The sequence below is a fragment of the Streptomyces sp. NPDC026522 genome (genome assembly GCF_055567555.1).
Genome location: NZ_JBVHQF010000004.1, coordinates 185,183 through 208,633 on the forward strand (window position 1 = coordinate 185,183; position 23,451 = coordinate 208,633).

At 73.1% G+C, this 23,451-nt stretch carries 21 protein-coding genes, 2 tRNA genes and 1 pseudogene; 2 read left to right on the forward strand and 22 right to left on the reverse strand.

Features of this window, described 5'->3' with window-relative positions; all coding sequences use genetic code 11:
• Positions 1-222: 222 nt before the first annotated feature.
• Entirely contained in the window at positions 223-1,215 is a 993-nt protein-coding gene (gene holA / locus ACZ4M3_RS12285; protein WP_467731644.1) for a DNA polymerase III subunit delta, read from the reverse strand.
• A gap of 79 nt (positions 1,216-1,294) precedes the next feature.
• On the opposite strand from holA, the gene ACZ4M3_RS12290 reads away from it, so the two are divergent.
• A complete protein-coding gene (locus ACZ4M3_RS12290) occupies positions 1,295-1,537 on the forward strand; it encodes a hypothetical protein (protein WP_467731646.1) in 243 nt (80 codons plus the stop codon).
• Positions 1,538-1,554: 17 nt separating this feature from the next.
• On the opposite strand, the gene ACZ4M3_RS12295 is transcribed toward ACZ4M3_RS12290, so the two are convergent.
• The 14 genes and pseudogenes from ACZ4M3_RS12295 to ACZ4M3_RS12360 all read right to left on the reverse strand — a co-directional run bounded on the left by ACZ4M3_RS12295 (position 1,555) and on the right by ACZ4M3_RS12360 (position 15,482).
• Positions 1,555-2,436 (reverse strand): YceI family protein, encoded by an 882-nt coding sequence (locus tag ACZ4M3_RS12295; protein WP_467731648.1) that lies wholly within the window; start codon positions 2,434-2,436, stop codon positions 1,555-1,557.
• A gap of 124 nt (positions 2,437-2,560) precedes the next feature.
• A pseudogene (locus ACZ4M3_RS12300) lies at positions 2,561-4,945 on the reverse strand (ComEC/Rec2 family competence protein); the annotation flags it as partial.
• Positions 4,942-5,847, reverse strand: a complete 906-nt coding sequence (locus ACZ4M3_RS12305) for a ComEA family DNA-binding protein (RefSeq protein ID WP_467731650.1) — start codon at positions 5,845-5,847, stop codon at positions 4,942-4,944. The pseudogene ACZ4M3_RS12300 and the gene ACZ4M3_RS12305, both read right to left, overlap by 4 nt.
• Before the next feature lie 143 nt (positions 5,848-5,990).
• Positions 5,991-6,836 (reverse strand): DegV family protein, encoded by an 846-nt coding sequence (locus tag ACZ4M3_RS12310; protein WP_467731652.1) that lies wholly within the window; start codon positions 6,834-6,836, stop codon positions 5,991-5,993.
• Between the two features lie 87 nt (positions 6,837-6,923).
• Entirely contained in the window at positions 6,924-7,637 is a 714-nt protein-coding gene (locus tag ACZ4M3_RS12315) for a hypothetical protein (protein ID WP_467731654.1), read from the reverse strand.
• Positions 7,638-7,783: 146 nt separating this feature from the next.
• Positions 7,784-10,654, reverse strand: coding sequence for a leucine--tRNA ligase (gene leuS, locus ACZ4M3_RS12320; protein ID WP_467731656.1), 2,871 nt, complete (start codon positions 10,652-10,654; stop codon positions 7,784-7,786).
• 251 nt (positions 10,655-10,905) lie between these two features.
• Positions 10,906-10,978, reverse strand: a tRNA-Ala gene (locus ACZ4M3_RS12325).
• 148 nt (positions 10,979-11,126) lie between these two features.
• A complete protein-coding gene (locus ACZ4M3_RS12330; RefSeq protein ID WP_136215681.1) occupies positions 11,127-11,360 on the reverse strand; it encodes a hypothetical protein in 234 nt (77 codons plus the stop codon).
• A 143-nt stretch (positions 11,361-11,503) separates the two neighbouring features.
• Positions 11,504-11,576 (reverse strand) — tRNA-Ala (locus ACZ4M3_RS12335).
• 113 nt (positions 11,577-11,689) lie between these two features.
• A complete protein-coding gene (locus ACZ4M3_RS12340; protein WP_467732232.1) occupies positions 11,690-12,310 on the reverse strand; it encodes a histidine phosphatase family protein in 621 nt (206 codons plus the stop codon).
• 86 nt (positions 12,311-12,396) lie between these two features.
• Positions 12,397-12,843: a ribosome silencing factor gene (gene rsfS / locus ACZ4M3_RS12345; RefSeq protein WP_136215683.1), complete on the reverse strand. Its 447-nt coding sequence runs from the start codon at positions 12,841-12,843 to the stop codon at positions 12,397-12,399.
• 118 nt (positions 12,844-12,961) lie between these two features.
• Positions 12,962-14,590 carry an LCP family protein gene (locus tag ACZ4M3_RS12350; RefSeq protein ID WP_467731659.1) on the reverse strand — a complete coding sequence of 543 codons (1,629 nt, stop codon included), beginning with the start codon at positions 14,588-14,590 and terminating at the stop codon, positions 12,962-12,964.
• 29 nt (positions 14,591-14,619) lie between these two features.
• The gene (gene nadD, locus ACZ4M3_RS12355) at positions 14,620-15,237 is read right to left on the reverse strand and encodes a nicotinate-nucleotide adenylyltransferase (protein WP_361310888.1); all 618 of its coding nucleotides are present in this window, start codon (positions 15,235-15,237) and stop codon (positions 14,620-14,622) included.
• A 77-nt stretch (positions 15,238-15,314) separates the two neighbouring features.
• The gene (locus tag ACZ4M3_RS12360) at positions 15,315-15,482 is read right to left on the reverse strand and encodes a hypothetical protein (protein WP_453354997.1); all 168 of its coding nucleotides are present in this window, start codon (positions 15,480-15,482) and stop codon (positions 15,315-15,317) included.
• 140 nt (positions 15,483-15,622) lie between these two features.
• Between ACZ4M3_RS12360 and ACZ4M3_RS12365 the strand changes: the two genes are divergently transcribed.
• Positions 15,623-16,726, forward strand: coding sequence for a M48 family metallopeptidase (locus tag ACZ4M3_RS12365; protein ID WP_467731661.1), 1,104 nt, complete (start codon positions 15,623-15,625; stop codon positions 16,724-16,726).
• On the opposite strand, the gene ACZ4M3_RS12370 is transcribed toward ACZ4M3_RS12365, so the two are convergent.
• The 7 genes from ACZ4M3_RS12370 to ACZ4M3_RS12400 form a co-directional block, all read right to left on the reverse strand.
• Positions 16,713-17,870 carry an SCO2583 family membrane protein gene (locus ACZ4M3_RS12370; protein WP_467731663.1) on the reverse strand — a complete coding sequence of 386 codons (1,158 nt, stop codon included), beginning with the start codon at positions 17,868-17,870 and terminating at the stop codon, positions 16,713-16,715. The two genes, ACZ4M3_RS12365 and ACZ4M3_RS12370, sit on opposite strands and share 14 nt — an antisense overlap.
• 80 nt (positions 17,871-17,950) lie before the next feature.
• On the reverse strand, positions 17,951-18,508 hold the full coding sequence (locus ACZ4M3_RS12375) for an SCO2584 family spore wall biosynthesis protein (RefSeq protein ID WP_467731665.1): 558 nt from the start codon (positions 18,506-18,508) through the stop codon (positions 17,951-17,953).
• Between the two features lie 77 nt (positions 18,509-18,585).
• Positions 18,586-19,860, reverse strand: a complete 1,275-nt coding sequence (locus tag ACZ4M3_RS12380; RefSeq protein WP_467731667.1) for a glutamate-5-semialdehyde dehydrogenase — start codon at positions 19,858-19,860, stop codon at positions 18,586-18,588.
• 378 nt (positions 19,861-20,238) lie between these two features.
• Positions 20,239-20,703 (reverse strand): hypothetical protein, encoded by a 465-nt coding sequence (locus ACZ4M3_RS12385; RefSeq protein ID WP_467732234.1) that lies wholly within the window; start codon positions 20,701-20,703, stop codon positions 20,239-20,241.
• Between the two features lie 42 nt (positions 20,704-20,745).
• Positions 20,746-21,873, reverse strand: a complete 1,128-nt coding sequence (gene proB, locus ACZ4M3_RS12390) for a glutamate 5-kinase (RefSeq protein ID WP_467731669.1) — start codon at positions 21,871-21,873, stop codon at positions 20,746-20,748.
• Positions 21,874-21,951: 78 nt separating this feature from the next.
• A complete protein-coding gene (locus tag ACZ4M3_RS12395; protein ID WP_467731671.1) occupies positions 21,952-22,446 on the reverse strand; it encodes a GtrA family protein in 495 nt (164 codons plus the stop codon).
• Positions 22,443-23,432: a glycosyltransferase family 2 protein gene (locus tag ACZ4M3_RS12400; protein WP_467731673.1), complete on the reverse strand. Its 990-nt coding sequence runs from the start codon at positions 23,430-23,432 to the stop codon at positions 22,443-22,445. Before ACZ4M3_RS12400 ends, ACZ4M3_RS12395 begins: the two co-directional genes overlap by 4 nt.
• Between the last annotated feature and the right edge of the window lie 19 nt (positions 23,433-23,451).

Here is a 23,451-nt window from a genome sequence, read left to right on the forward strand (position 1 = left end):
CCGGCGCCTTCCGCCCGGGCGGGGGCGCAGCCGCCACCCCGACGGGGGCCGCACGCCTTGACTGGGTGGGCTACGGCACCTCGTAGCCCGGCCACCGCCGGGGGGCACCGCAAGGGCCCGACGGCCGGGTCCGGGCTCCGAGACCGGCCCGCCGGGGGGGCACCGCACCTGGGCCCGACGGACCGGGACCGGGACCGGGCTCGGGACCGGCCCGCCGGGAGGCTAGCGGCGTTGGGGGCGGGCCGCGCGGCAGACCGCTACGACCGCCTTCTCCAGGGCGTACTCCGGGTCGTCGCCGCCGCCCTTCACCCCCGCGTCGGCCAGCGCCACCGCACGCAACGCCTCCGAGACGCCGTCCGCGGACCAGCCGCGCATCTGCTGGCGGACCCGGTCGATCTTCCACGGCGGCATGCCCAGGTCCCGCGCGAGGTCGCCCGGCCGGGCACCGCGCGGAGCGGAGGCCAGTTTCCCGATGGCCCGGACCGCCTGGGCCAACGCGCTGGTGATCAGGACCGGCGCCACCCCGGTGGACAGCGACCAGCGCAGGGCCTCCAGCGCCTCCGCCGCCCGCCCTTCGACCGCCCGGTCGGCGACGGTGAAGCTGGAGGCTTCCGCCCGGCCGGTGTAGTAGCGCCCGACCACGGCCTCGTCGATGGTTCCCTCGACGTCCGCGCACAGCTGCGCCGCCGCGCTCGCCAGCTCCCGCAGGTCGCTGCCGATCGCGTCGACCAGGCTCTGGCAAGCTTCGGGGGTGGCCGAACGCCCCAGCGTCCGGAACTCCCCCCGCACGAAGGACAGCCGGTCCGCCGCCTTGGTCATCTTCGGGCAGGCGACCTCCCGGGCGCCGGCCTTGCGGGCCGCGTCCAGCAGGCCCTTGCCCTTGACCCCGCCGGCGTGCAGGAGGACGAGGGTGATCTCCTCGTACGGCGCCGCGAGGTACGCCTTGACCTCCTTCACCGAATCGGCGGCCAGGTCCTGCGCGTTGCGCACGATCAGGACCTTGCGCTCGGAGAAGAGCGAAGGGCTCGTCAGCTCCGCCAGCGTGCCGGGCTGGAGCTGCTCGGAGGCGAGGTCCCGCACGTCGGTGTCGGCATCGGCGGCACGCGCCGCCGTCACCACTTCCCGTACGGCGCGGTCGAGCAGCAGATCCTCCTGGCCCACCGCGAGGGTGAGCGGGGCGAGCGGATCGTCGGTGGGGTTCTTCCTGGTGGCCATCGCCTCCAGCATCCCACGCCCCACCGACAGCCCCCCTCCCCCGATCCGGGGCGGCGGCCCCGTCCCGGAGAATGGTCGGGTGAACCCGCGACATGTACTGGTCCTGCCCGACCGCGACGCCGCCGAAGAGGTGGCGACCGAGCTCGTCGACCGCTTCGGCCTGCCCGAGGAGCCCCAACTAGTCCGCGACGCCCTCGCCGGTGAGGACGACGCGGAGGACGCCCAGTGGCTGGTGGTCGTCGAGGACCCGCAGCAGAAGCTCGACTCCGCTTCGCTGGACGACCTCGCCGCCGCCTACGAGGGGTGGCTGGAGGCTCCCTGAGCCCCGCCCCGGCCCCCTCAGGCCTTGTGGACGATCTGGATGTCCAGCTCGACCTCGACGCTCGCGCCGATCGCCGCGACCCCCTGGGCCAGTACCGACTGCCAGTTCAGCGCGAAGTCCTCGCGGTTCAGTTCGGCCGTGGCCCGGCAAGCGGCCCGCGGCTCGCCCTGCAGTCCCGTGCCGTTGCCCAGGTACTGGGTGTCCAGGGTGACGGAGCGGCTCACGCCGTGCAGGGTAAGGGCGCCCGCGACGGCCCACCGGCTGCCACTGCGGTGGATGAAGCGCTCGCTGTAGAACTCCAGCGTGGGATGGCGCGCGGCGTCCAGGAAGTCGGCGGAGCGCAGGTGGTCGTCCCGCATCCGCAGCCCGGTGTCGATGCTGCCCGCATCGATGATCACGCGCATGGAGGAGTCCTCCATGCGTTCGGCTATCCGCACCGCGCCGGCGAAGGTGGTGAACCGGCCGTGGATCCGGGCGAAGCCGATGTGCCGCGCGGTGAAGCCGATCGAGGAGTGCGTCGGGTCGAGTTCCCAGTGCCCGGGCGCGGGCAGCCGCGGCGGCTCCACCGCGTCGAGGACGATCTCCGCCGTGCCGGGCTGCGCCGGGTCCCCCACCAGCGTCGCGCCGTGGAAGGGGGCGTAGCCCGCGGCCGTGACGGAGAGCCGGTACTCCCCCTCCGGGACGGCGGCGGTGAACCCGCCGTACGGGTCCGTCTCCCCGCTGACGACCCGGCGGCCTATCGGATCGGTCACCTCGAACTTCGCCTGGCGCACCGGTTGGTGGACCGTGTCGAGCACCCGGCAGCTGAGCAGCCGGGCCGTTGGTGGCAGCGTGAGCGTCGCGGCCGTATGAGAGGCGGCGCTGCCGCCCGGCTCCATCCCCCGTCGGCGTCCGAACATGGTTGGTGCACCCCCGTGCAGTGTGGACTCGGACCGTTCTGGCGAAGACGCATTCGATCATGCTGCCGGGTTGTGGGCAAACGGCACGGCCGCGCCCGGTATGCCCACGCCGTTCGCGCCGCCGGCCGGCCGGGAACGCCCGTAGCCCTGGCCCGCTCCCCGCGACGGCCACACTGCCGTCCGTGTCCGTGCGCAGCACGACCGCACCCATGGCCCGCAGCCTGGTGAGGGTAGCGGACGCGGGATGGCCGTACCGGTTTCCGGCGCCGACCGGTACGAGCGCGATCCGCGGCCTGACCCGCGCCTGGAGCTGCGGGTCCTGGTGTGCGGAGCCGTGGTGGGCGACTTTCAGCACGTCCACCGGCCCGAGTTCCGGATGATCGCGCAACAGGGCCTGCTGGGCGACCGGTTCGAGGTCACCGAGGAGGAGCAGGGTCAGGCCGGAGGTTCGCACCAGCAGGGTGACGCTCGCGTCGTTCGGTCCCTGCGTCGGCAGCCCGGCGGGCGGCGGCCACAGCACCCGCCACTCCAGCGGTCCGGTCCGGCGCCGCTCACCCGCCGCCGCGGCCAGCACGGGCACCCCGGCTCCGGCGGCCGTACGCCGCACGAACTCGGCCTGGCCCGCCGGTTCCGCCAGCGTCGTCGTCTGGATCGCACCCACGGCCCGGCCCCGCAGCACGCCCGCGAGGCCGCCCACATGATCCGCGTGAAAGTGCGTCAGCACGAGCAACGGGATCCTGCGCACGCCCAGGCTCCGCAGACACGCGTCCACCGGGCCGGCCTCCGGTCCCGCGTCCACCACCACCGCCGTGCCCGGTCCCACGGCGAGCACGGCCGCGTCCCCCTGCCCCACCGCGCACTGGACGTAATTCCAGTCGGGCGGCGGCCATCCTTTGAACGTACGAACGAGCGCCGGCGGCCTGAGTACCGCGACGAGCAGCGCCACGGCCAGCGCGGAGCAGAACCACCACCTGCGGCCCCACCGGAGGCACAGGCCGAGCACGCCGGCCGTGGCCGCGGCCAACAACGCACCGCCCACGAACCCGTCGGGCCAGGTCAGCTCCGCCCCGGGCAGTCCCGCCCCGGTGCGGGCCACCCCCGCGATCCACCCGGCCGGCACCCCCGCGCACCGCGCCAGGAGTTCCGCCGCCGGCAGGTACAGCGGAGCCACCGCGAGCGTCGCGAAGCCCAGCACGGTGGCGGGGCCCGCCGCGAGTTCGGCCAGCAGGTTGCACGGCACCGCCACCAGGCTCACCCGGGCGGAGAGCACCACCACGACCGGGGCGCACACCGCCTGGGCGGCCGCGGCGGCCCCCAGCGCACCGGCGAGCCCGGGCCGCACCCCCCGCCCGCGCAGCACCTCGCCCCACCGCGGCGCCAGCGTCAGCAGCGCCCCGGTGGCCAGCACGGACAGCAGGAAGCCGGTACTGCGGGCCAGCCACGGGTCGTACAGCACCAGCAGCAGAACGGCCGCGGCCAGCGCGGGCACCAGCGACCTGCGCCGGCCGGTGGCCAGCGCCAGCAGGGTGACCGACCCGCAGGCGGCGGCCCGCAGCACGCTCGGTTCGGGCCGGCACACCACCACGAAGGCGAGCGTCAGCGCCGCCCCGCACAGGGCCGTCGCCCGCAGCGACAGCCCCAGGCGAGGGGCCAGCCCGCGCCGCTCCGCGTGCTGCGCGGCGGCCGGAGGCCCGATGAGCAGGAACAGCACCACGGTGAGGTTGGAGCCGGACACCGCCAGCAGGTGCAGCAGGTCGGTGGCGCGGAACGCCTCGTGCAGGTCGGGCGGAACCCGGGACACATCGCCGACCACCAGGCCCGGCAACAGCGCCCGGGCGTCGGGCGGCAGCCCCCGCGTCGCCTCCCGGAGCCCGGCCCGCAGGGTTCCGGCGAGACGCTGCGCCGCGCCGGGGCCACGGATCACCCTCGGGGGCACGTCCCCGGCCGGCCGGAGCAACGCCACGCCCCGCTCCCCGCCCCGGCCCGGGGACAGCCGCCCCACCACCTCGACCCGCGTCGAGGGCAGCAGGGCCGCCCACGCCGGATGCCCGGCCAGTACCCGGACCGGGGTCTCGACCCGGCTCCGCGCACCGTCGGGGGCGGTCACCCGGGTCAGCACCGCGTCCAGCGCCACCACGGGCGGCCCGTTCCCGGCCCCGACGCTCCGGGGATCGGAGCCGACGGTGAGCTCCGCCAGGACCCGGGCGTGCTCCCCGGCCAGCCCGACGACGGGACCGGCCCGGTCCTCGGCCCGCTGGAGCCCGGCCACCCCGGCGGCGGCGCCCGCACAGAGCAACCCGGCGGCAGCGGCCGTGCCCACCCGCCACAGCGCACCCGGCCCGCGGCAGCCGGCCCACAACAGCAGCCCTGCCGCGACCACCGCCAGGCCCACCCCGGCGGCGGTCCACCCGGCCGGCGCGTCCAGGGCGACGGCGGCGGCCGCCCACGCGGCCAGGGCCGGCCCGGCGAGCCGCAGGTCCACCGGCCGGGACCCCTCGGGCGGGTTCACGGTCGCACCAGCTTGCGCAGGTCGGAGAACCGGCGTTCGCCGATGCCGTTGACCTGCCGGAGTTCCTCCACGGAGCGGAAACCGCCCCGCGCGGTCCGGAAGTCGACGATGTGCTGCGCGAGCACCGGGCCGACCCCGGGCAGCCCGTCGAGCTGGGCGACGGTGGCACTGCCGAGGCTCAGCGGGCCACCACCCGGCCCGGGGCCCGCGCCGCCGCCCCCCGCCGGAAGCTGCGCGGGCGCGCCCACCACCACCTGTTCGCCGTCCACCAGTACCCGGGCCCGGTTCAGCCCCGTGGTATCGGTACCCGGCCGCACTCCCCCGGCGGCGGCCAGGGCGTCCTCCACCCGGGCTCCGGCGGGCAGTGTCCGCACCCCCGGCTCCCGGACCTTGCCGCTGACGTCCACCACGACGCGGGTACCCCCGGTGGGGGCCGGCGGCGCCGGGGCGGGGCCGGGTGCCGAGGCGGGCGCGACCACGGCCGGCGCGGTCACCGGGCCCGGCCGCGCCGACCAGTACTGCTGGGCGGCGAAGCCCAGCGCCGCGACCAGCACCACACTCAGCGCCGCCACCGTCCGCGGCTCCAGCCCGCACCGGGCCTGCACCCACCCGGGCAGCCGCTCCCGGACCGCGAGCCGCCATGTCCCCCGGCCGCCCGGCGGGGCCGTCTCCCGCACGGCCACCGGCTCGGGCCCGCTGACCGGGTCGGGTGCACGGACCTCCCGCACGGGGTCGGGCGGCGGCGCCGTCAGGATGGCTTCGGCCCGGCGCCGCACCGTCACGGGGTCGGGGTACGGCCGCCGCGGGCGGTCGCGGAACCGGCCGTCGGACCGGCGGGGACGGCCGGGGCCACTGGTGGCGCCGGCTCGGGAAGGGGACGCGGTACGCGTTCGCAGAGTCATGCCACGACGGTAGGGGCCTCCTCCGATCTCCGTTCGGAGGGTTCAATTCCGGTGGATGAGCCGCCCGTTGTGGATAACCCGCTCACCCGTTCCGGTGAACCGACCGGCGCCCGTCACGGTGACCCACCCGTTCGCTCCGCCGTTCAGCGCGGCGAGACGACGGCCGCCAGCAGACCCGGCCCGGTATGCGCGCCGATGACCGCGCCGACCTCGCTGACGTGCAGTTCGACCAGCCCGGGCACCCGCTCCCGGAGCCGTTGCGCGAGCTTCTCGGCCCGCTCCGGCGCCGCGAGGTGGTGCACGGCGATGTCGACACTGCCGGAGCCCGCGCGTTCGACGGCCAGTTCTTCGAGGCGGGCGATGGCCCTGGACGCCGTACGCACCTTCTCCAGCATCTCGATCCGCCCGCCGTCCAGCGTGAGCAGCGGCTTGACGGCGAGCGCCGAGCCGAGGAGGGCCTGCGCGGCCCCGATCCGGCCGCCGCGGCGGAGGTAGTCCAGGGTGTCGACGTAGAAGTACGCCGACATGTCGGCGGCCCGCTTCTCCGCGGCGGCCACGGCCTCGTCGACCGAGCCGCCGGTCTCCACCACCTCGGCGGCGGCGAGCGCGCAGAAGCCGAGCGCCATGGCCACCATGCCGGTGTCGACCACCCGGACCGGGACGGGGGCGGTCTTGGCGGCGACCACGGCGGCGTCACAGGTGCCCGAAAACTCGGCGGAGAGGTGCAGGCTGACGATGCCGGTGGCCCCCGCGTCGGCGGCCGCCTGGTAGGCCCGGGCGAAATCCTCCGGGCTGGGGCGGGACGTGGTGACCGAGCGGCGCTTCTGCAGGGCCACGGCAAGGCTGCGGGCCGAGATCTCGGTGCCTTCTTCGAGTGCCTCGTCGCCGAGCACCACGGTCAGCGGGACAGCGGTGATCCGATGCCGCGCCATCGCCGGTGGGGGCAGGTAGGCCGTGGAATCGGTGACGATCGCGACATGGCGGGACATGAGCGGGAGGTTACCGCCAGCGGCCCCCCTCCTGCAGCGCGGGCCCCTCCCGGGCCCCCGCAGGGTCACCCCCGCCCGCGACCGTCCTCAGGCCGTCGCCTCCGGCTTCGGCCGCTTCTCCCACGGGTGGCGGCGCGGCGGGGAGGACGGGTTCAGGGCCGCGGGGCGGGGTTTCGCGGGGGTGCCGGGCCGGCTCTCCGGCTCGCCCGCGTCCCAGGCGGCCGCGGCCGCCGCCAGGTCGTCCACCGACTGCCGCGACCAGTCGCGCAGCGCACCCGACTCCACCTCGATCTGCGCGGACAGCGCGGACAGGTCGTCCTCCGCGAAGCGCCGGGCGCGCTCCCGCGCCGCCCACCGCAGCGAGTCCGCCGACTCCGTGATCTTGCGGGTGCGGGCCCGCAGGTCGGGCAGGCTCTCCGCGATCCGCTTGCGGTCCGGCTCCTGCTCCAGCCGCTTGAGCTCGGCGTCCAGGTCGTGCCCGTGCTCGCTCAGCCGCTCGAACAGGCCGATCGACTCCCGCAGCGAGCCGTCCGTCTGCACGCCCTGGTACAGCGCCTGCTGCGTCGCCCGCATCGAGGTCCGCAGGTCGAGCCGCAGCTGCGCCAGCCCCGCGGTGACCCCCACCTGGCCGAGGCTCCTGGCCCTGAGGGTCGTGTCCTCCACCCTCCGCCGGGCCTGCGTGATCGACCTGTCGACGCCGCGCTTCGCCGCGCCCACCGCCTTCGCCGCGGCCCACGCGCCCAGCCCCAGGAAGGCGAACAGCACCAACAGGGCAAAGATGACCAACGCGCCCGCCTCCATGAGGCTCCCTTCCCCTGCCTATTCCGTCCCTTCCACCGTAAACGCAGCGGGCAGGTCGGGGGTTCCCTTCGAACCCCCAACCTGCCCGTACGGGAAGACCCCTACAACCAGGCCTGCGACCGGCCCGGCAACCAGGCCGCCGGCCCTCAGATGACGATGTTCACCAGCTTCGGCGCGCGCACGATCACCTTGCGGATCTCCGCCCCGCCCAGCGCCGCCACGACCGCCTCGTCGGCCAGCGCCAGCTGCTCCAGGTCCGCCTCGGAGACCGTCGGCGGCACCTCCAGGCGGGCCTTGACCTTGCCCTTGACCTGGACGACGCAGGTCACGCTCTCGTCCACCACGTACGCCGGGTCCGCGACCGGGAAGTCCTGGTGGACCACCGAGTCACTGTGCCCCAGCCGGTGCCACAGCTCCTCCGCGATGTGCGGCGCCAGCGGGGCGACGAGCAGCACCAGCCGCTCGGCGACCGAGCGCTCCAGCGGCCGGCCGGCCTTCGTCAGGAAGTTGTTCAGCTCGGTGATCTTCGCGATGGCGGTGTTGAAGCGCAGCCCCGCCAGGTCCGCGCCGGCCCCGTCGATGGCCTTGTGCAGCGCGCGCAGCGTGTCCTCGGCGGGCTCGGCGTCGACGACCGTCACCGCGCCCGTCTCCTCGTCCACGATGTTGCGCCACAGGCGCTGGAGCAGCCGGTACTGGCCCACCACGGCCCGTGTGTCCCAGGGACGCGACACGTCCAGCGGGCCCATCGCCATCTCGTACAGGCGCAGCGTGTCGGCGCCGTACTCCTCGCAGATCTCGTCCGGCGTGACGGCGTTCTTCAGGGACTTGCCCATCTTGCCGTGCTCACGCTTGACCGGCTCGCCCTGGTAGAAGTAGCCGCCGTCGCGCTCCTCGACCTCGGCCGCCGGCACGTACACGCCGCGCGCGTCGGTGTACGCGTAGGCCTGGATCATGCCCTGGTTGAACAGCTTGTGGAACGGCTCGGCGGACGAGACGTGGCCCAGGTCGAACAGCACCTTGGACCAGAAGCGCGCGTACAGCAGGTGCAGCACCGCGTGCTCGGCGCCGCCCACGTACAGGTCGACACCGCCGTGCGGGGCGCCCTCGCGCGGGCCCATCCAGTACCGCTCGATCGCCGGGTCCACCAGCGCCGAGTCGTTGTGCGGGTCCAGGTAGCGCAGCTCGTACCAGCAGGAGCCGGCCCAGTTCGGCATGGTGTTGGTCTCGCGGCGGTAGCGCTTGACGCCCTCGCCGCGGCCCAGGTCCAGCTCTACGAAGACCCAGTCCTCGTTGCGCGACAGCGGGGTCTCGGGCTTCGACGCGGCGTCGTCCGGCGCGAAGGTGCGCGGCGAGTAGTCCTCGACCTCCGGCAGCTCCAGCGGCAGCATCGACTCGGGCAGCGGGTGCGCGACCCCGTCCTCGTCGTAGACGATCGGGAAGGGCTCGCCCCAGTAGCGCTGGCGGCTGAACAGCCAGTCGCGCAGGCGGAAGTTGACGGTGCCCTCGCCGATGCCCCGTCCGGCCAGCCACTCGGTGATCCGGGCCTTGGCCTCGACGACGCCCAGGCCGTCCAGCGAGATGCCCTCGCCGGTCGAGTTGACGATCGTGCCGTCGTAGGAGGAGAACGCGTCGTCCCACTCCGCCGGGTCGGCGTCGCGGTCGTCGGAGGGCTCCACGACGCAGCGCATGGGCAGTTCGAAGGCGCGGGCGAAGGCGAAGTCGCGGCTGTCGTGCGCCGGGACCGCCATGATCGCGCCGGTGCCGTAGCCCATCAGGACGTAGTCGGCGATGAAGACGGGGACCTGGTCGCCGCTGACCGGGTTGGTGGCGTAGGCGCCGGTGAAGACACCGGTCTTGTCCTTGGCCTCGGCCTGCCGCTCGACGTCCGACTTGGCCGCGGCCTGCTTGCGGTACGCGTCCACCGCCTCGTGCGGGGTCGCGGCGCCGCCGGTCCACACCTGGTGGGTGCCCTCGGGCCAGGCGGCCGGGACGATCTTCTCGACCAGCTCGTGCTCGGGCGCCAGCACCATGTAGGTGGCGCCGAACAGGGTGTCGGGGCGGGTGGTGAAGACGGTGATGGCGTCGGCGCCCACGGCGAAGTCGACGCGCGCGCCCTCGCTGCGGCCGATCCAGTTGCGCTGCTGCAGCTTGATGGCGTCGGGCCAGTCCAGCGCGTCGAGGTCGTCCAGCAGGCGGTCGGCGTAGGCCGTGATCCGCATGTTCCACTGGCTCAGCTTGGCCTTGAAGACGGGGAAGTTGCCGCGCTCGGACCGGCCGTCGGCGGTGACCTCCTCGTTGGCCAGTACGGTGCCCAGCCCCGGGCACCAGTTCACGGGCGCGTCCGAGGCGTAGGCCAGCCGGTACTCGTTCAGCACGGCGGCCCGCTGGCCGGCGTCCAGCTCCGCCCAGGCCCGGCCGCCGGGGACCTCGCGGGAGCCGTCCTCGAAGGCGGCGACCAGCTCGGCGATCGGGCGGGCCCGCTTCGCGTCGGCGTCGTACCAGGAGTTGTAGATCTGCAGGAAGATCCACTGCGTCCACTTGTAGTAGTCCGGGTCGATCGTCGCGAACGAGCGGCGCTTGTCGTGGCCAAGGCCCAGCCGGCGCAGCTGGACCTTCATGTTCTCGATGTTGGCTTCGGTGGACACGCGCGGGTGCGTGCCGGTCTGCACGGCGTACTGCTCGGCCGGCAGGCCGAAGGCGTCGAAGCCCAGGGTGTGCAGGACGTTGTGGCCGCTCATCCGCTGGTGGCGGGCGAAGACGTCCGTGGCGATGTAGCCGAGCGGGTGGCCGACGTGCAGGCCCGCACCGGACGGGTACGGGAACATGTCCATGATGAACTTGCTGGGGCGCGCGACGACGGCCTGGTCCCCGGCCAGGTCACCGGTCGGGTTGGGGGCCTCGTAGGTGCCCTCCGCGTCCCATACGTCCTGCCAGCGTGCCTCGATGTCGGCGGCCATGGCAGCCGTGTAGCGGTGCGCCTCGGCCGCCTCGGGGGCCGGGGTGTTCGTCTCGCTCATGATTTCTGAAGCTCCATCGATCGTCTCTGCCGTCTCTGCCTGCCCAAACGAAAAAACCCCTCGCACAGGAGGGGACGCCGCGCCGATGCCGACCGTCTCGAAGGGGTCGGTACTGATCAGCGCGGCTCGGTAAGCAGAAGGCGTACGGCACGCATGGCGTCAGGGTACCGCAGCGGCCCCGACGCCCGCTCGGACGTTCCGCACAACGAGAAGCGGGCCACCCGATCCGGGTGACCCGCTTCTGTTCACTGTGGAGCTAAGGAGAATTGAACTCCTGACCTCCTGCATGCCATGCAGGCGCTCTACCAACTGAGCTATAGCCCCTTGTATCGCTGTACTGCCTGCCGTTTCGGTTTCCCTTGCCGGTTCCCCTTGGCGACGTCCCAAACATTACACGGTCATGGCCCTGGTCCAAAAATCGGTTTCCGCGACCCCGGGGCCATGCCCGATATGTACCACTACATCCGCTTCATCACGCCTTGGCGAACTGGTAGAACCGCTTGAGCGTGCAGTGCTCGTCGAGCAGCCGGCCGTAGATCGGCTCACCCTCCAGCTCGCGGTACGTCTCGATGGGGTCGCCCTTTATGATCAGCGCCCGCGCGCATTCCTCGCACCAGTACTGGTAGTCGGGATTGACCGGCTCCATGTCCCGCACGATCGGCGTGCCGTTGTTGCACCAGTCGCACCGCCGCCGGTGTGCACCCATCCGTCAGCGACTCCCTCCCGCGTCGGGCCGTCGTGTCCCCCTCCGGCCGTCCGATTCTGCCATGCCGGTACGGGCCGGGTCAGCAAGCACAAAAGGAACAAACGCGAGTATCCCGCCCCCTGTTGGGGACGGGATACCGATTGTGGAGCTAAGGAGAATTGAACTCCTGACCTCCTGCATGCCATGCAGGCGCTCTACCAACTGAGCTATAGCCCCGCTCCTCGCCGCGCTCCCCCCGTTTCCGGCGTTCCGCGCTGCGAACAAGAAGAACTCTAGCCTGTGACCAGCCGGAAAGTGAAATCCGGCCGGTGGGCCCGCATCGGCGGTGCTCAGTCGTCGTCGCCGAGCACCGGCTCCGGCAGCGTGCCGGCGTTGTGCTCCATGAGGCGCCAGCCGCGCGCGCCCTCACCGAGGACCGACCAGCAGCAGTTGGAGAGCCCGCCCAGGCTCTCCCAGGAGGACGAGTCCAGGCCCAGCAGGCGGCCGATGGTCGTACGGATCGTCCCGCCGTGGCTGACCACCACGAGCGTGCCGCCCTCGGGCAGCAGGCCGGCGTGGCGCAGCACGACCGGCGCGGCCCGGTCGGCGACCTCGGTCTCCAGCTCGCCGCCGCCGCGCCGCACGGGCTCGCCGCGCTTCCACGCCGCGTACTGCTCGCCGTACTTGTGGAGGATCTCCTCGTGCGTGAGCCCCTGCCACTCGCCCGCGTACGTCTCGCGCAGCGCCTCGTCATGCGCCACCGGAAGGCCGGTGACGGTGGCCAGCTCGGCGGCCGTGGCGGAGGCGCGCCGCAAGTCGGAGGCGACGATGGCGTCCGGCCCCAGCGACGCGAGCAGCCGGGCGGCGCGGCGCGCCTGCGCCACACCGGTCTCGGTCAGCTCGATGTCCGTGGAGCCCTGGAAGCGCCGCTCCAGGTTCCAGGAGGTCTGTCCGTGCCGCCAAAGGACGATCTTCCGGCCGGTCCTGCCGTTCTTGCCGTCCGATGCGGCCGGTGCGGTGGAGGTGGCCGTACCGGTCGTACCCGGGTCGGTCGTGCTCAGAACAGATCACCGTCCAGTTCGTCGTCACCCTGCGCCTCGCGCAGCTTCGCGTGCTCCTCGGCCTTGCCGATGGTGAGCTTCGCGTCCTCGGGGAGCTCGATCTCGGGGCAGTCCTTCCACAGGCGCTCCAGCGCGTAGAAGACCCGCTCCTCGCTGTGCTGGACGTGCACGACGATGTCGACGTAGTCCAGCAGGATCCAGCGGGCGTCGCGGTCGCCCTCGCGGCGCACCGGCTTGGCGCCGAGTTCCTTGAGCAGGCGCTCCTCGATCTCGTCCACGATCGACTTGACCTGGCGGTCGTTGGGCGCGGAGGCGAGGAGGAAGGCGTCGGTGATCGACAGCACGTCGCTGACGTCGTACGCGATGATGTCGTGCGCGAGCCGGTCGGCCGCGGCCTGGGCGGCGGCGGTGATGAGCTCGATGGAGCGGTCCGTGGCGGTCACTGGCCATGCTTTCGGGTTGGCGGGCAGATCCTCTCAAGGGTCTCATGTACCGCCGACACCGCCCGCGCGATACGTTCCGCGCGGGCGGGGCCGCAGCTCAAAGGCGCGGCGCGACGGCTCAGGAGACCTTGTAGTCCTTGCCCAGGAGCACCACGACGTCCGCGTTCACCGAACTTCCGGCCTTCTTCACGGCCGTCTCCGGCAGCCCCAGCGTCTTGGCCACCTCGACCGCCTTCGCCCGCTGCGCCTCGTCCAGGTAGGTGATCTGCGAGACGGCCGCGGCCTTGTCGGCCTTGCCGCCCTCCACCAGCGTGTAGCCGCCGTTCAGCAGCGCCGCCTTCGCCGCGAGCTGCGCCTTCTCGTCTCCGGTGGCGTCCCTCAGGCCGATGCGGGGGGCGGCGCCGGGGACCGCCGCGACGGATCCGCCGAGGATCTCGTCGACGGCCTTCCTGCCCGCGTCGTCGCCGAGGCGGCCGTCCGGCTTCACCGGCAGCACCTCGGTGCGGTACGCGCCCACCTTGGCGTGCTCGCCGATCCGCGACAGCAGCGCGCCCAGGTTCTGCGCGTTGAGGGCCGGGTCCAGGATCTGGCCCATGCTCTCGACGGTGACCGCCGCCGCCTTCGGGTCGCCGGGGACCTTGCGCAGGACGGCGTACAGCACTTTGCCGAGCCGCTCCAGCTGCTTGGTCTCGGGCTCGCCCGGGGCGCGGTAAGTGGCGTACGCGACGGCCATCGCACCGGTCAGGCTCTGCTTCGCGCCCTGGGCCACGGCCGGGGTCTTGGCCTGGTCGTCGGCGGGAACGGCGGTGTCGGTGTCGGCCTCGATGCCGCCGACCAGCTCGACGAGCCGCTCCAGGAAGGGGGTGTCCAGGCGCCAGGTGCCGCCGATGCGGGTGCCGAGGACCGAGTCGAGCGCCTCGCGGGTACCGAGGCCGCCGCCCTCGACCGCCTTGGACAGGGGCTGGTCGGTGCCGTCCTGCTGCGGAACGGTCAGCGTGTTCGGCACCAGGAGCGTGGCGCCCTGCTTCGTGGTCACGTTGTCGACGAGCAGCGCCGTGGAGGAGCCGCCCTTCTTCGTGTTGAGCACGTGGACGACGATCATGTCGCGCTTCTGCGCCCCAGTGGCGGCCGCGGTCTTCTTCTGACCGCCCGGCCCGTCGAGGAAGGGGAGCTCGCCCGCGTACCAGAGGTAGCCGGCGCCGCCGACGACGACCAGGGCGATGACGACGACCAGCGCCACGATCCGGTTGCGGCCGCGGCGGCGCGCCTCCTCGCGGCGCTCGGTGCGGCTCTCGGTGAAGGCGAGCCAGTCGATGACGTCCTCGGACTCCTCGTCCGGCTGGTCGATGAAGGCGAACATCTCGGTGCGGTAGTCCCGGCCGGCCTCGGGTTCGGGGGCGGCCCGGCGCGGCTCGGGGATCTGGGGTGCGGGCTGCGGGTCCGGGGCGGGCTGCTGCGGCGCCTGCTGCTGCGGGATCCACTGCTGCGCCTGCCGGGTGTCGTACCCGGGGCCGGGGGCGTACTGCTCCTGGCCGTGCGTCCCGTCCTGTGAGCCGTACTCCTGCTGCGGGTAAGGCTGCTGCTGGGGGGCGTAGCCCTCGTGCTCGTAGCCGTACGGCTGCCCGTACGCGGGCGCGGGGGCCTGGGCGGGCGCCTGCCCGTACACGGGCCGGCCGTACGGGTCGTAGCCGATGAGCTGCTGCTCCTGGGCGGCGTACGGGTCGTACGGATCCTGTCGGTCGGTCACCGCGGGCCCCTCTCTCCGGAACCGGAAGCTCAGGCTCCCCGGTACAGCTCACGCTTGTCGATGTAGCGCACCACACCGTCCGGCACCAGATACCAGACGGGATCGCCCTGCGCCACGCGCGCCCGGCAGTCGGTGGAGGAGATCGCGAGCGCGGGCACCTCGACCAGGGAGACGCCGCCCTCGGGCAGGCCGTCGTCGGTCAGTACGTGGCCCGGCCGGGTCACTCCGATGAAGTGCGCGAGGGAGAACAGCTCCTCGGCGTTGCGCCAGGTCAGGATCTGCGCGAGGGCGTCGGCACCGGTGATGAAGAACAGGTCCGAGTCCTGGTTGAGGGCGCTCAGGTCGCGCAGCGTGTCGATGGTGTACGTCGGGCCGCCGCGGTCGATGTCGATGCGGCTCACCGAGAACTGGGGGTTCGAGGCCGTCGCGATCACCGTCATGAGGTAGCGGTCCTCGGCCGGTGACACGACGCTGTGCGACTTCTGCCACGGCTGGCCGGTCGGTACGAACACCACCTCGTCGAGGTGGAAGAGGGCGGCCACCTCGCTGGCGGCCACGAGGTGTCCGTGGTGGATCGGATCGAATGTCCCGCCCATCACGCCGAGGCGGCGCTTGACCGGGCCGGTAGGCGTTCCCTGCTCTCCCATGAGCGCAGAGCCTACTGGCCCGGTGGCCCGTCCCCGACCCGCGTCCGAGCGGTGCCGGGGGCCGCGCCGGACACCCCCTAGCGGTCGCGGTTGAGGCGCGTCGTCATCCAGAGCAGGAGCAGCAGGATGAAGAACGCGCCGCCACCGGTCAGGTAAGGGCTCAGGCTGTCGTGGTTGCCGCCGTGCTGCTCGGCACCCTCCGACGCGAGAACGACCAGGTTGTGGGTGGTGGTGGAGAGGCTCATCAGGCAGATACCTATCGAGTCGGGAGGGAGCGGAGACTTCCCTCACATCGTATGCGGGGGCCCGGGGCACGCTCACGCCGACTCAGGCGTTGGGGAGGATGGACGCGCGAGCAGACAGGTCTATCCAGGGGGAGGGCGCTATGACGAACACCGGAACCGAGAAGGTACCGGCCCGGAACCGCAGGAGGTTCCCCGGCATTTCCTCGCGGGCGTACGAGCACCCGGCGGACCGCTCGGCGCTGGTCGCGCTGCGCAAGCTCAGCGGCTTCGACACCGTGTTCAAGGCGCTCAGCGGGCTGCTGCCGGAGCGGAGCCTGCGGCTGCTGTTCCTGTCGGATTCGGTCCGGGTGGGCGAGACGCAGTTCCCGCACCTGCACGAAATGCTGCGCGACGCCTGCTACATCCTGGACCTGGAGCGGGTCCCGCAGATGTACGTGCAGCAGGACCCCAAGCCGAACGCCATGTGCATCGGGCTGGACGAGCCGATCATCGTGGTGACGACGGGCCTGGTCGAGCTGCTCGACGAGGAGGAGATGCGGGCCGTGGTGGGCCACGAGGTGGGCCACGCGCTGTCCGGGCACGCCGTGTACCGCACGGTCCTGCTGTTCCTGACGAACCTGGCGCTCAAGGTGGCCTGGATCCCGCTGGGCAGTGTGGCGATCACCGCGGTCGTCACCGCGCTGCGCGAGTGGTTCCGCAAGTCGGAGCTGTCGGCTGACCGGGCCGGGCTGCTGGTGGGGCAGGACGTGCACGCCTCGATGCGCGGCCTGATGAAGCTGGCGGGCGGCCACCACCTGCACGAGATGAACGTGGACGCCTTCCTGGCCCAGGCCGAGGAGTACGAGGCGAGCGGTGACCTGCGCGACTCCGTGCTGAAGATCCTCAACATGCTGCCGCGTACGCACCCCTTCACCACGGTGCGCGCGGCCGAGCTGAAGAAGTGGTCGCAGCACCGGGACTACCAGCGGATCATGGACGGCCACTACCCGCGGCGGGACGAGGACAAGGACACCTCGGTGACCGACTCCTTCCGGGAGTCCGCCGCGCACTACGCCGGATCCGTGCGCGGCAGTAAGGATCCGCTGATGAAGCTGGTCGGCGACATAGCCGGCGGCGCGGGCGACCTGGGGGGCAAGCTCCGCGACGTGTTCACCGGCGCAGCCTCCCCCGCCGGCCCCGGGACGGGCCGGGACCCGAAGGGCGGCGCCCGCGACGGCGGCGAGGGCGGGGCTACGGAGCGCTAGTCGCGCCGTCCGGCGACGCCGGGGCGTCCGGGGAGGCGGGCCTCGCCAGTACACCGCACAGCCCGGCCGTGCGCCTCGGCTGACCGCTGGCGTACGGGTCGCTGGCCGGCGGCCCGACGGTGGTGGGGCCGGCCCCGGCGAGCAGCGGACGGAACGCCGCCGCGGGGTCGGTGGCGCAGTCCTGCGGTCCGGCCACCACGTAGGCCGAGACCAGCTCCGCGCGCCGGGCCGTGAGGTCCGTGCGGTCGAAGCGCAGTTGCAGCTCGCGCCGCACGGTGAAGAGCGAGGCCCCGGCGGCGGCCGCCGGGGACCCGCCGGCGGGTCCGACCGCGTACACGAAGGTGTGGTCGGTGGTGACCTCCAGGGCGTCGGGGGTGACCTCCTCGAAAGCGAGGATGCCGCTGACCCGCACGCGCGGATCGACGACCACCGCGGTGCCCGGGTCGAAGCGGACCAGCCACCCGGTGGCGGCGTGCCGGCCGTCCCCGGAGGGTGAGGTCATGCTGTGGTCGAACTGCGGCAGCTGGTCCGGGTCGAGCAGGACCCGGACGGGCCGGGTGGCGGTCCCGGCCAGGACGTCCGGGTCCAGGGAGGACTGCACCAGGTAGTCCTTCGCGATGGACAGCGCCGAGACGATCTGGCTCTCGCTGAAGTGCGCGGTACGGCGCACCGCGGGCAGGGTGATTCCGGCCGCGCCGACCGGGTACTGCGCCGCCGGGCTGTCGGCGAACAGATCGGCCGGGCGTCCGCCGGGCACGGGGGCGGTCGGCGCGAGCGGCACGACGATGCTGCCGAGCGGCCGGGCCTCGGTCTCGGGCGTGGGCACGTACGGGTTGCGCAGGCCCATGTACACGGCGACCGCGAAGGCCGTGGCGATGAGCAGCACGAGCAGCATGCCCTGCCGGGCGCCCCTGCCGGGCGTGCTGGTGCGGTGCCCGACGCCGCCGCCCGACCAGAGGGAACGGCTGCGGACCGCCCGGGCGTGCTCGCCCATGCGTTCCTCGGCGGAGTACTCCTGGAGCCGGGCCGCGCGGACGAAGTCCTCGTCGAACACCACGGACCGGTACTCGTCCGGCCGGAAGTCGTCGTCGCCACCGCCGGTGCCGTCGGGGGTGCCGTTGGGCGGATCTCCTGGAACGGCCATCGCTTCTCCCCGCTGTCCCCGCTTCAGAGAAGCCCCCGGCTCCGGTCACGCGAGTGGGGTCGTGCTCAGGGGTCGTACTTTCAGGGTTGGCGGCCGACGGGGTACGTAAACGCCCCGGCGCCGGTGACTTCGCGCAGCGGGGTACTGGACGGGGCGGGGGCCGGGTCCGGGTCGCCGTCGGCGCTGCGGTACACCGCGCTGAACGCCAGGGCGACCATGCCCAGGCCCATCACGACGGCCAGCATCCAGGCGACCGGCCGAAGCCACGGCGAGCGGCCGCGGTAGGGCCGCAACCGGCCCCCGTAGGCGCCGTACGGGCCCTCCGGGTATCCGTGGCCGTAGCCGGCCTGCTCCCAGCCGGGCTCGTCGAGGCCGTAGGCGCCGGGCGGCACGTACCCGTAGCCGTCGTAGTCGTCCTCGCCGGGCCGGCCGCCGGCCACGCGCGCGGCTTCGGCGGCCTCGGCGCGGGCCCGGTCGGCGGCCCGCTGGCGCTCGGCCGCGCTCGGTTCGTGAATCTCGGCGTTCCGGACGAAGGCCTCGTCGAACACCACGGAGGCGAAGTCCTGATCCGCGCCTCCGCGGTCGTCGTCGGGCTCACCGTCGTCCGGGAACGGCTTGTCCCCCACGTCGTCCGGCACGCGACCAGAGTAGACCTGGGGGACTGCTTTGGGCAGGGTGTGAGCGCAATTCCGGCCACACCGTGTACGGCGGGCGACTACCGCACGTGGCCGTCACCGGTGACGATGTACTTGGTGGAGGTCAGCTCGGGAAGGCCCATCGGGCCGCGGGCGTGCAGCTTCTGCGTGGAGATGCCGATCTCCGCGCCGAAGCCGAACTGACCACCGTCCGTGAACCGGGTGGAGGCGTTCACGGCGACCGTGGTCGAGTCGACCAGCTGGGTGAAGCGGCGGGCGGCGGCCTGCGAGGTGGTGACGATCGCCTCGGTGTGCCCGGAGGTCCAGCGGCGGATGTGGGTGACGGCTTCGTCGAGGGAGTCCACGACGGCGGCCGCGATGTCGTACGAGAGGTATTCGGCGGCCCAGTCCTCGTCGGTGGCGGGCAGGGCGGTCACCTTGGTGCCTTCGGCGTACGAGAGCACCTCGCCGTCCCCGTGGACGGTGACGCCGGCGTCCGCGAGGGCGTCCAGCGCCAGGGGCAGGAAGGCGGCGGCGATGTCCCGGTGGACCAGCAGCGTCTCGGCGGAGTTGCAGACGGACGGCCGCTGGGCCTTGGAGTTGACGAGGATGTCCACCGCCATGGCGAGGTCGGCCTGGGCGTCGACGTAGACGTGGCAGTTGCCGGTACCGGTCTCGATGACCGGGACGGTGGACTCCTCCACGACGGTCTTGATGAGCGAGGCACCGCCGCGCGGGATGAGGACGTCGACGAGGCCGCGGGCGCGCATCAGCTCGCGGACGGAGTCGCGGGACTCGCCGGGGACGAGCTGGATCGCGTCCGCGGGCAGGCCGGTGGAGACGATGGCGTCGCGGAGGATCCCGACGAGGGCGGTGTTCGAGGCGTAGGCGGAGGAACTGCCGCGCAGCAGGACGGCGTTGCCGGACTTCAGGCAGAGCGCGGCGGCGTCGACGGTGACGTTGGGGCGGGCTTCGTAGATGATGCCGACGACGCCGAGCGGGACGCGGATCTGGCGGAGGTCGATGCCGTTGGGGAGGGTCGAGCCGCGGACGACCTCACCGACGGGGTCGGGGAGGGCGGCGACGTCGCGCACGTCGGAGGCGATGGCGCGGACGCGCTCGGGGGTGAGGGTGAGGCGGTCGATGACGGTCTCGCTCGTGCCGGCCGCGGCGGCCTTGGCGGTGTCGACGGCGTTGGCCTCGACGATCTCGGCCGTACGGGCCTCCAGCGCGTCCGCGATGGCCAGGAGGGCGGCGTCCTTGGCGGACCGCGGGAGCGGGGCGATGGCCGCGGCGGCGGTCCGGGCGGCCTGCGCGGTGGCGGTGACGGGGCTGGGGGCGTCGTACGAGGTCATGCGGCCAGGGTAGTCGCCGGCGGAGTGCGGGCCGGTGGGGTTTCACCCCGCGAGACGCCGGTCGCCTGCCGGGGCGCCTGCGGCGGGTCGGGCCGGTCCGCGGGGCCGGTGGCCCGGCCGTCCGCTGCGCGGAGCCTCACCCCACCCCGCCCTTCCGGACTCCGCCCGGACCGGGTCCTCAAACGCCGGACGGCCAGAAGCACCCCGGGCCCCGCCCGGACCCCGTCCTCAAACGCCGGACGGCCCGAAGCACCCCGGGCCCCGCCCGGACGGGTTGGGAAGGGCCGCGGGCTCCGCCCGGCCGTCGGCGGACGGAGTTCGCCGCAGCGGCCCGAAGCCCGGGAAGCGCCCCGGCGCTGACCGGTGCGAGGGCCGCGTCTAGTAAGGATGCACGCCGACCGGGTGGGCCGGGGGTGGGCCGTAGCCCTCCGCCACCCGCTGGTGGTAGGTCGCGCGGTCGATGACCTCCAGACCGACGATCTCCCACGGAGGCAGCCGCGCCGACGAGCGGTGCTCGCCCCACAGCCGCAGGGCGACGGCCGCCGCGTCGTGCAGGTCGCGGGCCTCCTCCCAGTACCGGATCTCCGCATGGTCATCGGCATACCGGCTGGTCAGCAGAAACGGGTGATCATGCGCCAGCTGCTCCAGCCCGCGCCGCACCTCGCACAGCGGGGCCGGCTTGCCGGAGACGCTCAGGGTCACGTGCCAGAGACGGGAGGTGTCGCCCTGGTCCCCGCCTCCGCCGCCGTCACCGTCCCCGGTGCCGACGCTGGTCAGCGCTCGCCTCACCAGCCGCCTCCTGTCTGCTCCGCCACGCCCCGCGGGTCCGTCTGCCTCTGACAGTTGACCAGTCCTTGGCCTGCCGTGCGGCGGTTTTACCGAACCTCAGCCCTCCAGCAGCACCAGATCGTCCCGGTGGACGACCTCGCGCTCGTACGCGGGTCCGAGCTCTCGCGCGAGCTCGCGGGTGGAGCGCCCCAGCAGCCTCGGAAGCTCCTTGGCGTCGAAGTTGACCAGGCCCCTGGCCACCGCGCGGCCGTCCGCGGAGCGCAGTTCCACAGGGTCCCCGGCGACGAACTCCCCTTCCACCGCGGCGATCCCGGCGGGCAGCAGCGAGCTGCCGCGTTCGGTGACCGCGCGCACCGCGCCGTCGTCGAGTACGAGGTGTCCCTGCGGGGCCGAGGCGTGCTGGAGCCACAGCAGCCGGTCCGCCGAGCGGCGGCCCGTCGGGTGGAAGAGGGTGCCGGTGCCGCGCCCGGCGAGGGCGTCCGCGGCCTGGCTGGCGGAGGTGAGGACCACGGGGATCCCGGCGGCGGCCGCGATCCGGGCGGCCTCGACCTTGGTGACCATGCCGCCGGTGCCGACTCCCGCCTTGCCGGCGCTGCCGATGGAGACGTGTGCGATGTCCTCGGGGCCGCGCACTTCCTCGACGCGGGTGGTGCCGGGCAGCGACGGGTCCCCGTCGTAGAGGCCGTCGACGTCGGACAGCAGCACCAGCAGGTCGGCCCGGACCAGGTGGGCGACGAGGGCCGCCAGCCGGTCGTTGTCGCCGAACCGGATCTCGTCCGTGGCCACGGTGTCGTTCTCGTTGACGACGGGCAGGGCTCCCATCACGAGGAGCTGGTCCAGGGTCCGGTAGGCGTTGCGGTAGTGGGCCCGCCGGCTGGTGTCGTCACTGGTCAGCAGCACTTGGCCGACGCGGATGCCGTAGCGGGCGAAGGAGGCGGTGTACCGGGCGACGAGCAGGCCCTGCCCGACGCTCGCGGCGGCCTGCTGGCGGGCCAGGTCCTTGGGGCGGCGGCGCAGTCCGAGGGGGGAGAGCCCGGCGGCGATGGCTCCGGAGGAGACCAGCACTATCTCCTTCTCGCCGCCGCTGCGAGCCTTGGCCAGTACGTCGACCAGCGCGTCCACCCGGTCGGCGTCGAGCCCGCCCGCCGCGGTGGTGAGCGAGGAGGAGCCGACCTTGACCACGATCCTGCGGGCGTCCACGACGCTCTGCCTAGCCGCTGACACGTGTTCCCCTTGCCCCTTGCCCTGCTGACCCTTGCGCCCTCAATCTACGGGGTGGCCGGGCGCGCCCGCGCGCCGGTTTCAGAGCGTGGACGGGCTCCGGGCCGGGTCCTGTGCGGCCGCGCGGGCCGCCCCGGGGACGAGGATCTTGCGGGAGAGCAGGAAGGTGAACGGGATCGCCACGACGGCCGCGACCAGCGGCGCGATCCGGGTGTCCATTCCGGCCCAGGTGACGAGGGCGTAGAGGCCGGCCGACTGGATCACGTAGTTGGTGACGTTGGTCAGCGGGAAGAGCGCGAACTTCTTCCAGGTCGGCCGGGTCCGGTAGGTGAAGTAGGTGTTCATGAAGAACGAGCCGACCATCGAGAGCAGGAAGGCCAGGGTGTAGGCGGCGAAGTACGGCATCCACGGGTGCAGGAGCAGGTAGATGCCGAAGAAGGTGGCGGTGTTCACCCCGCCCACGAGGCCGAAGCGGAGGACCTGCCCGAGCTGCTCGCACCGGGTGCTGCGGGCGGGAGTGCCGTCGCCCTGGGCCGGGGCGCCGTCGCCGCGCGCGGGAGTGCCGTCGGCCGTCATCCGCGGCTGCGCTCCACGATGACGGCCTCGGCGGCGTCCGCCCGCCCGGCCTGCGGGCGCCCGGCGCCGTGCGCCTCCTTGACCAGGAAGTGGGGCCGGCGCTTGGTCTCGTAGTAGATGCGGCCGATGTACTCGCCGATCAGCCCCAGCATGATCATCTGCACCCCGCCGAGGCCCGTGATGAGGGCGACGAGGGTGACGTATCCGGGGGACTCCACGCCGTGGGTGATCGCCATCACGGTGATCCACAGCGCGTAGAGCCCGGTGAGGCCCACGAGGGACACGCCGAGCCAGATCCCGATCCGCAGCGGCCGGTTGTTGAAGGAGATCAGGCCGTCCATGGCGTAGTTCAGCAGGGAGCCGAACTTCCACTTCGTCTCGCCGGCCTCGCGCTGGGCGTTGCGGTAGTCGAAGTGGACGGTGTCGAAGCCGATCCAGGAGAAGAGCCCCTTGGAGAACCGGTTGTACTCCGGCAGCGACAGCAGGGCGTCGACGGCCGGGCGGGAGAGCAGCCGGAAGTCACCGACGCCGTCGGTGAGCTCGACGTCCACCCAGCGGTTGACGCCGCGGTAGTACAGCCGGCTGAGCGCGGAGCGGACCTTCTTGTCCCCCTCGCGCGTGCGCCGGGCGATGATCTGGTCGTGACCCTGCCGGTAGTAGTCGAGCATGGTGGCGATCAGCTCGGGCGGGTGCTGGAGGTCGGCGTCCATGATGACCACCGCGTCACCGGTGGCCTCGCGCAGGCCCGCGAGCATGCCGGCCTCCTTGCCGAAGTTCCGGCTGAACGAGACGTAGCGGGTCTGCTCGCCGTGCTCCGCGGCGATCTTGCGGAGCTTCTCCAGGGTCCCGTCGCGGCTGCCGTCGTCGACGTAGCACACCTCATAGGTGACGGGCAGCGCGTCCAGGACCCTGCGGATCTCGACGTCGAAACTGTCGATGACTGCTTCTTCGTTGTAGCAAGGGACAACTACCGACAGCTTGGTCATGAACACTTCCTGCTGGGTC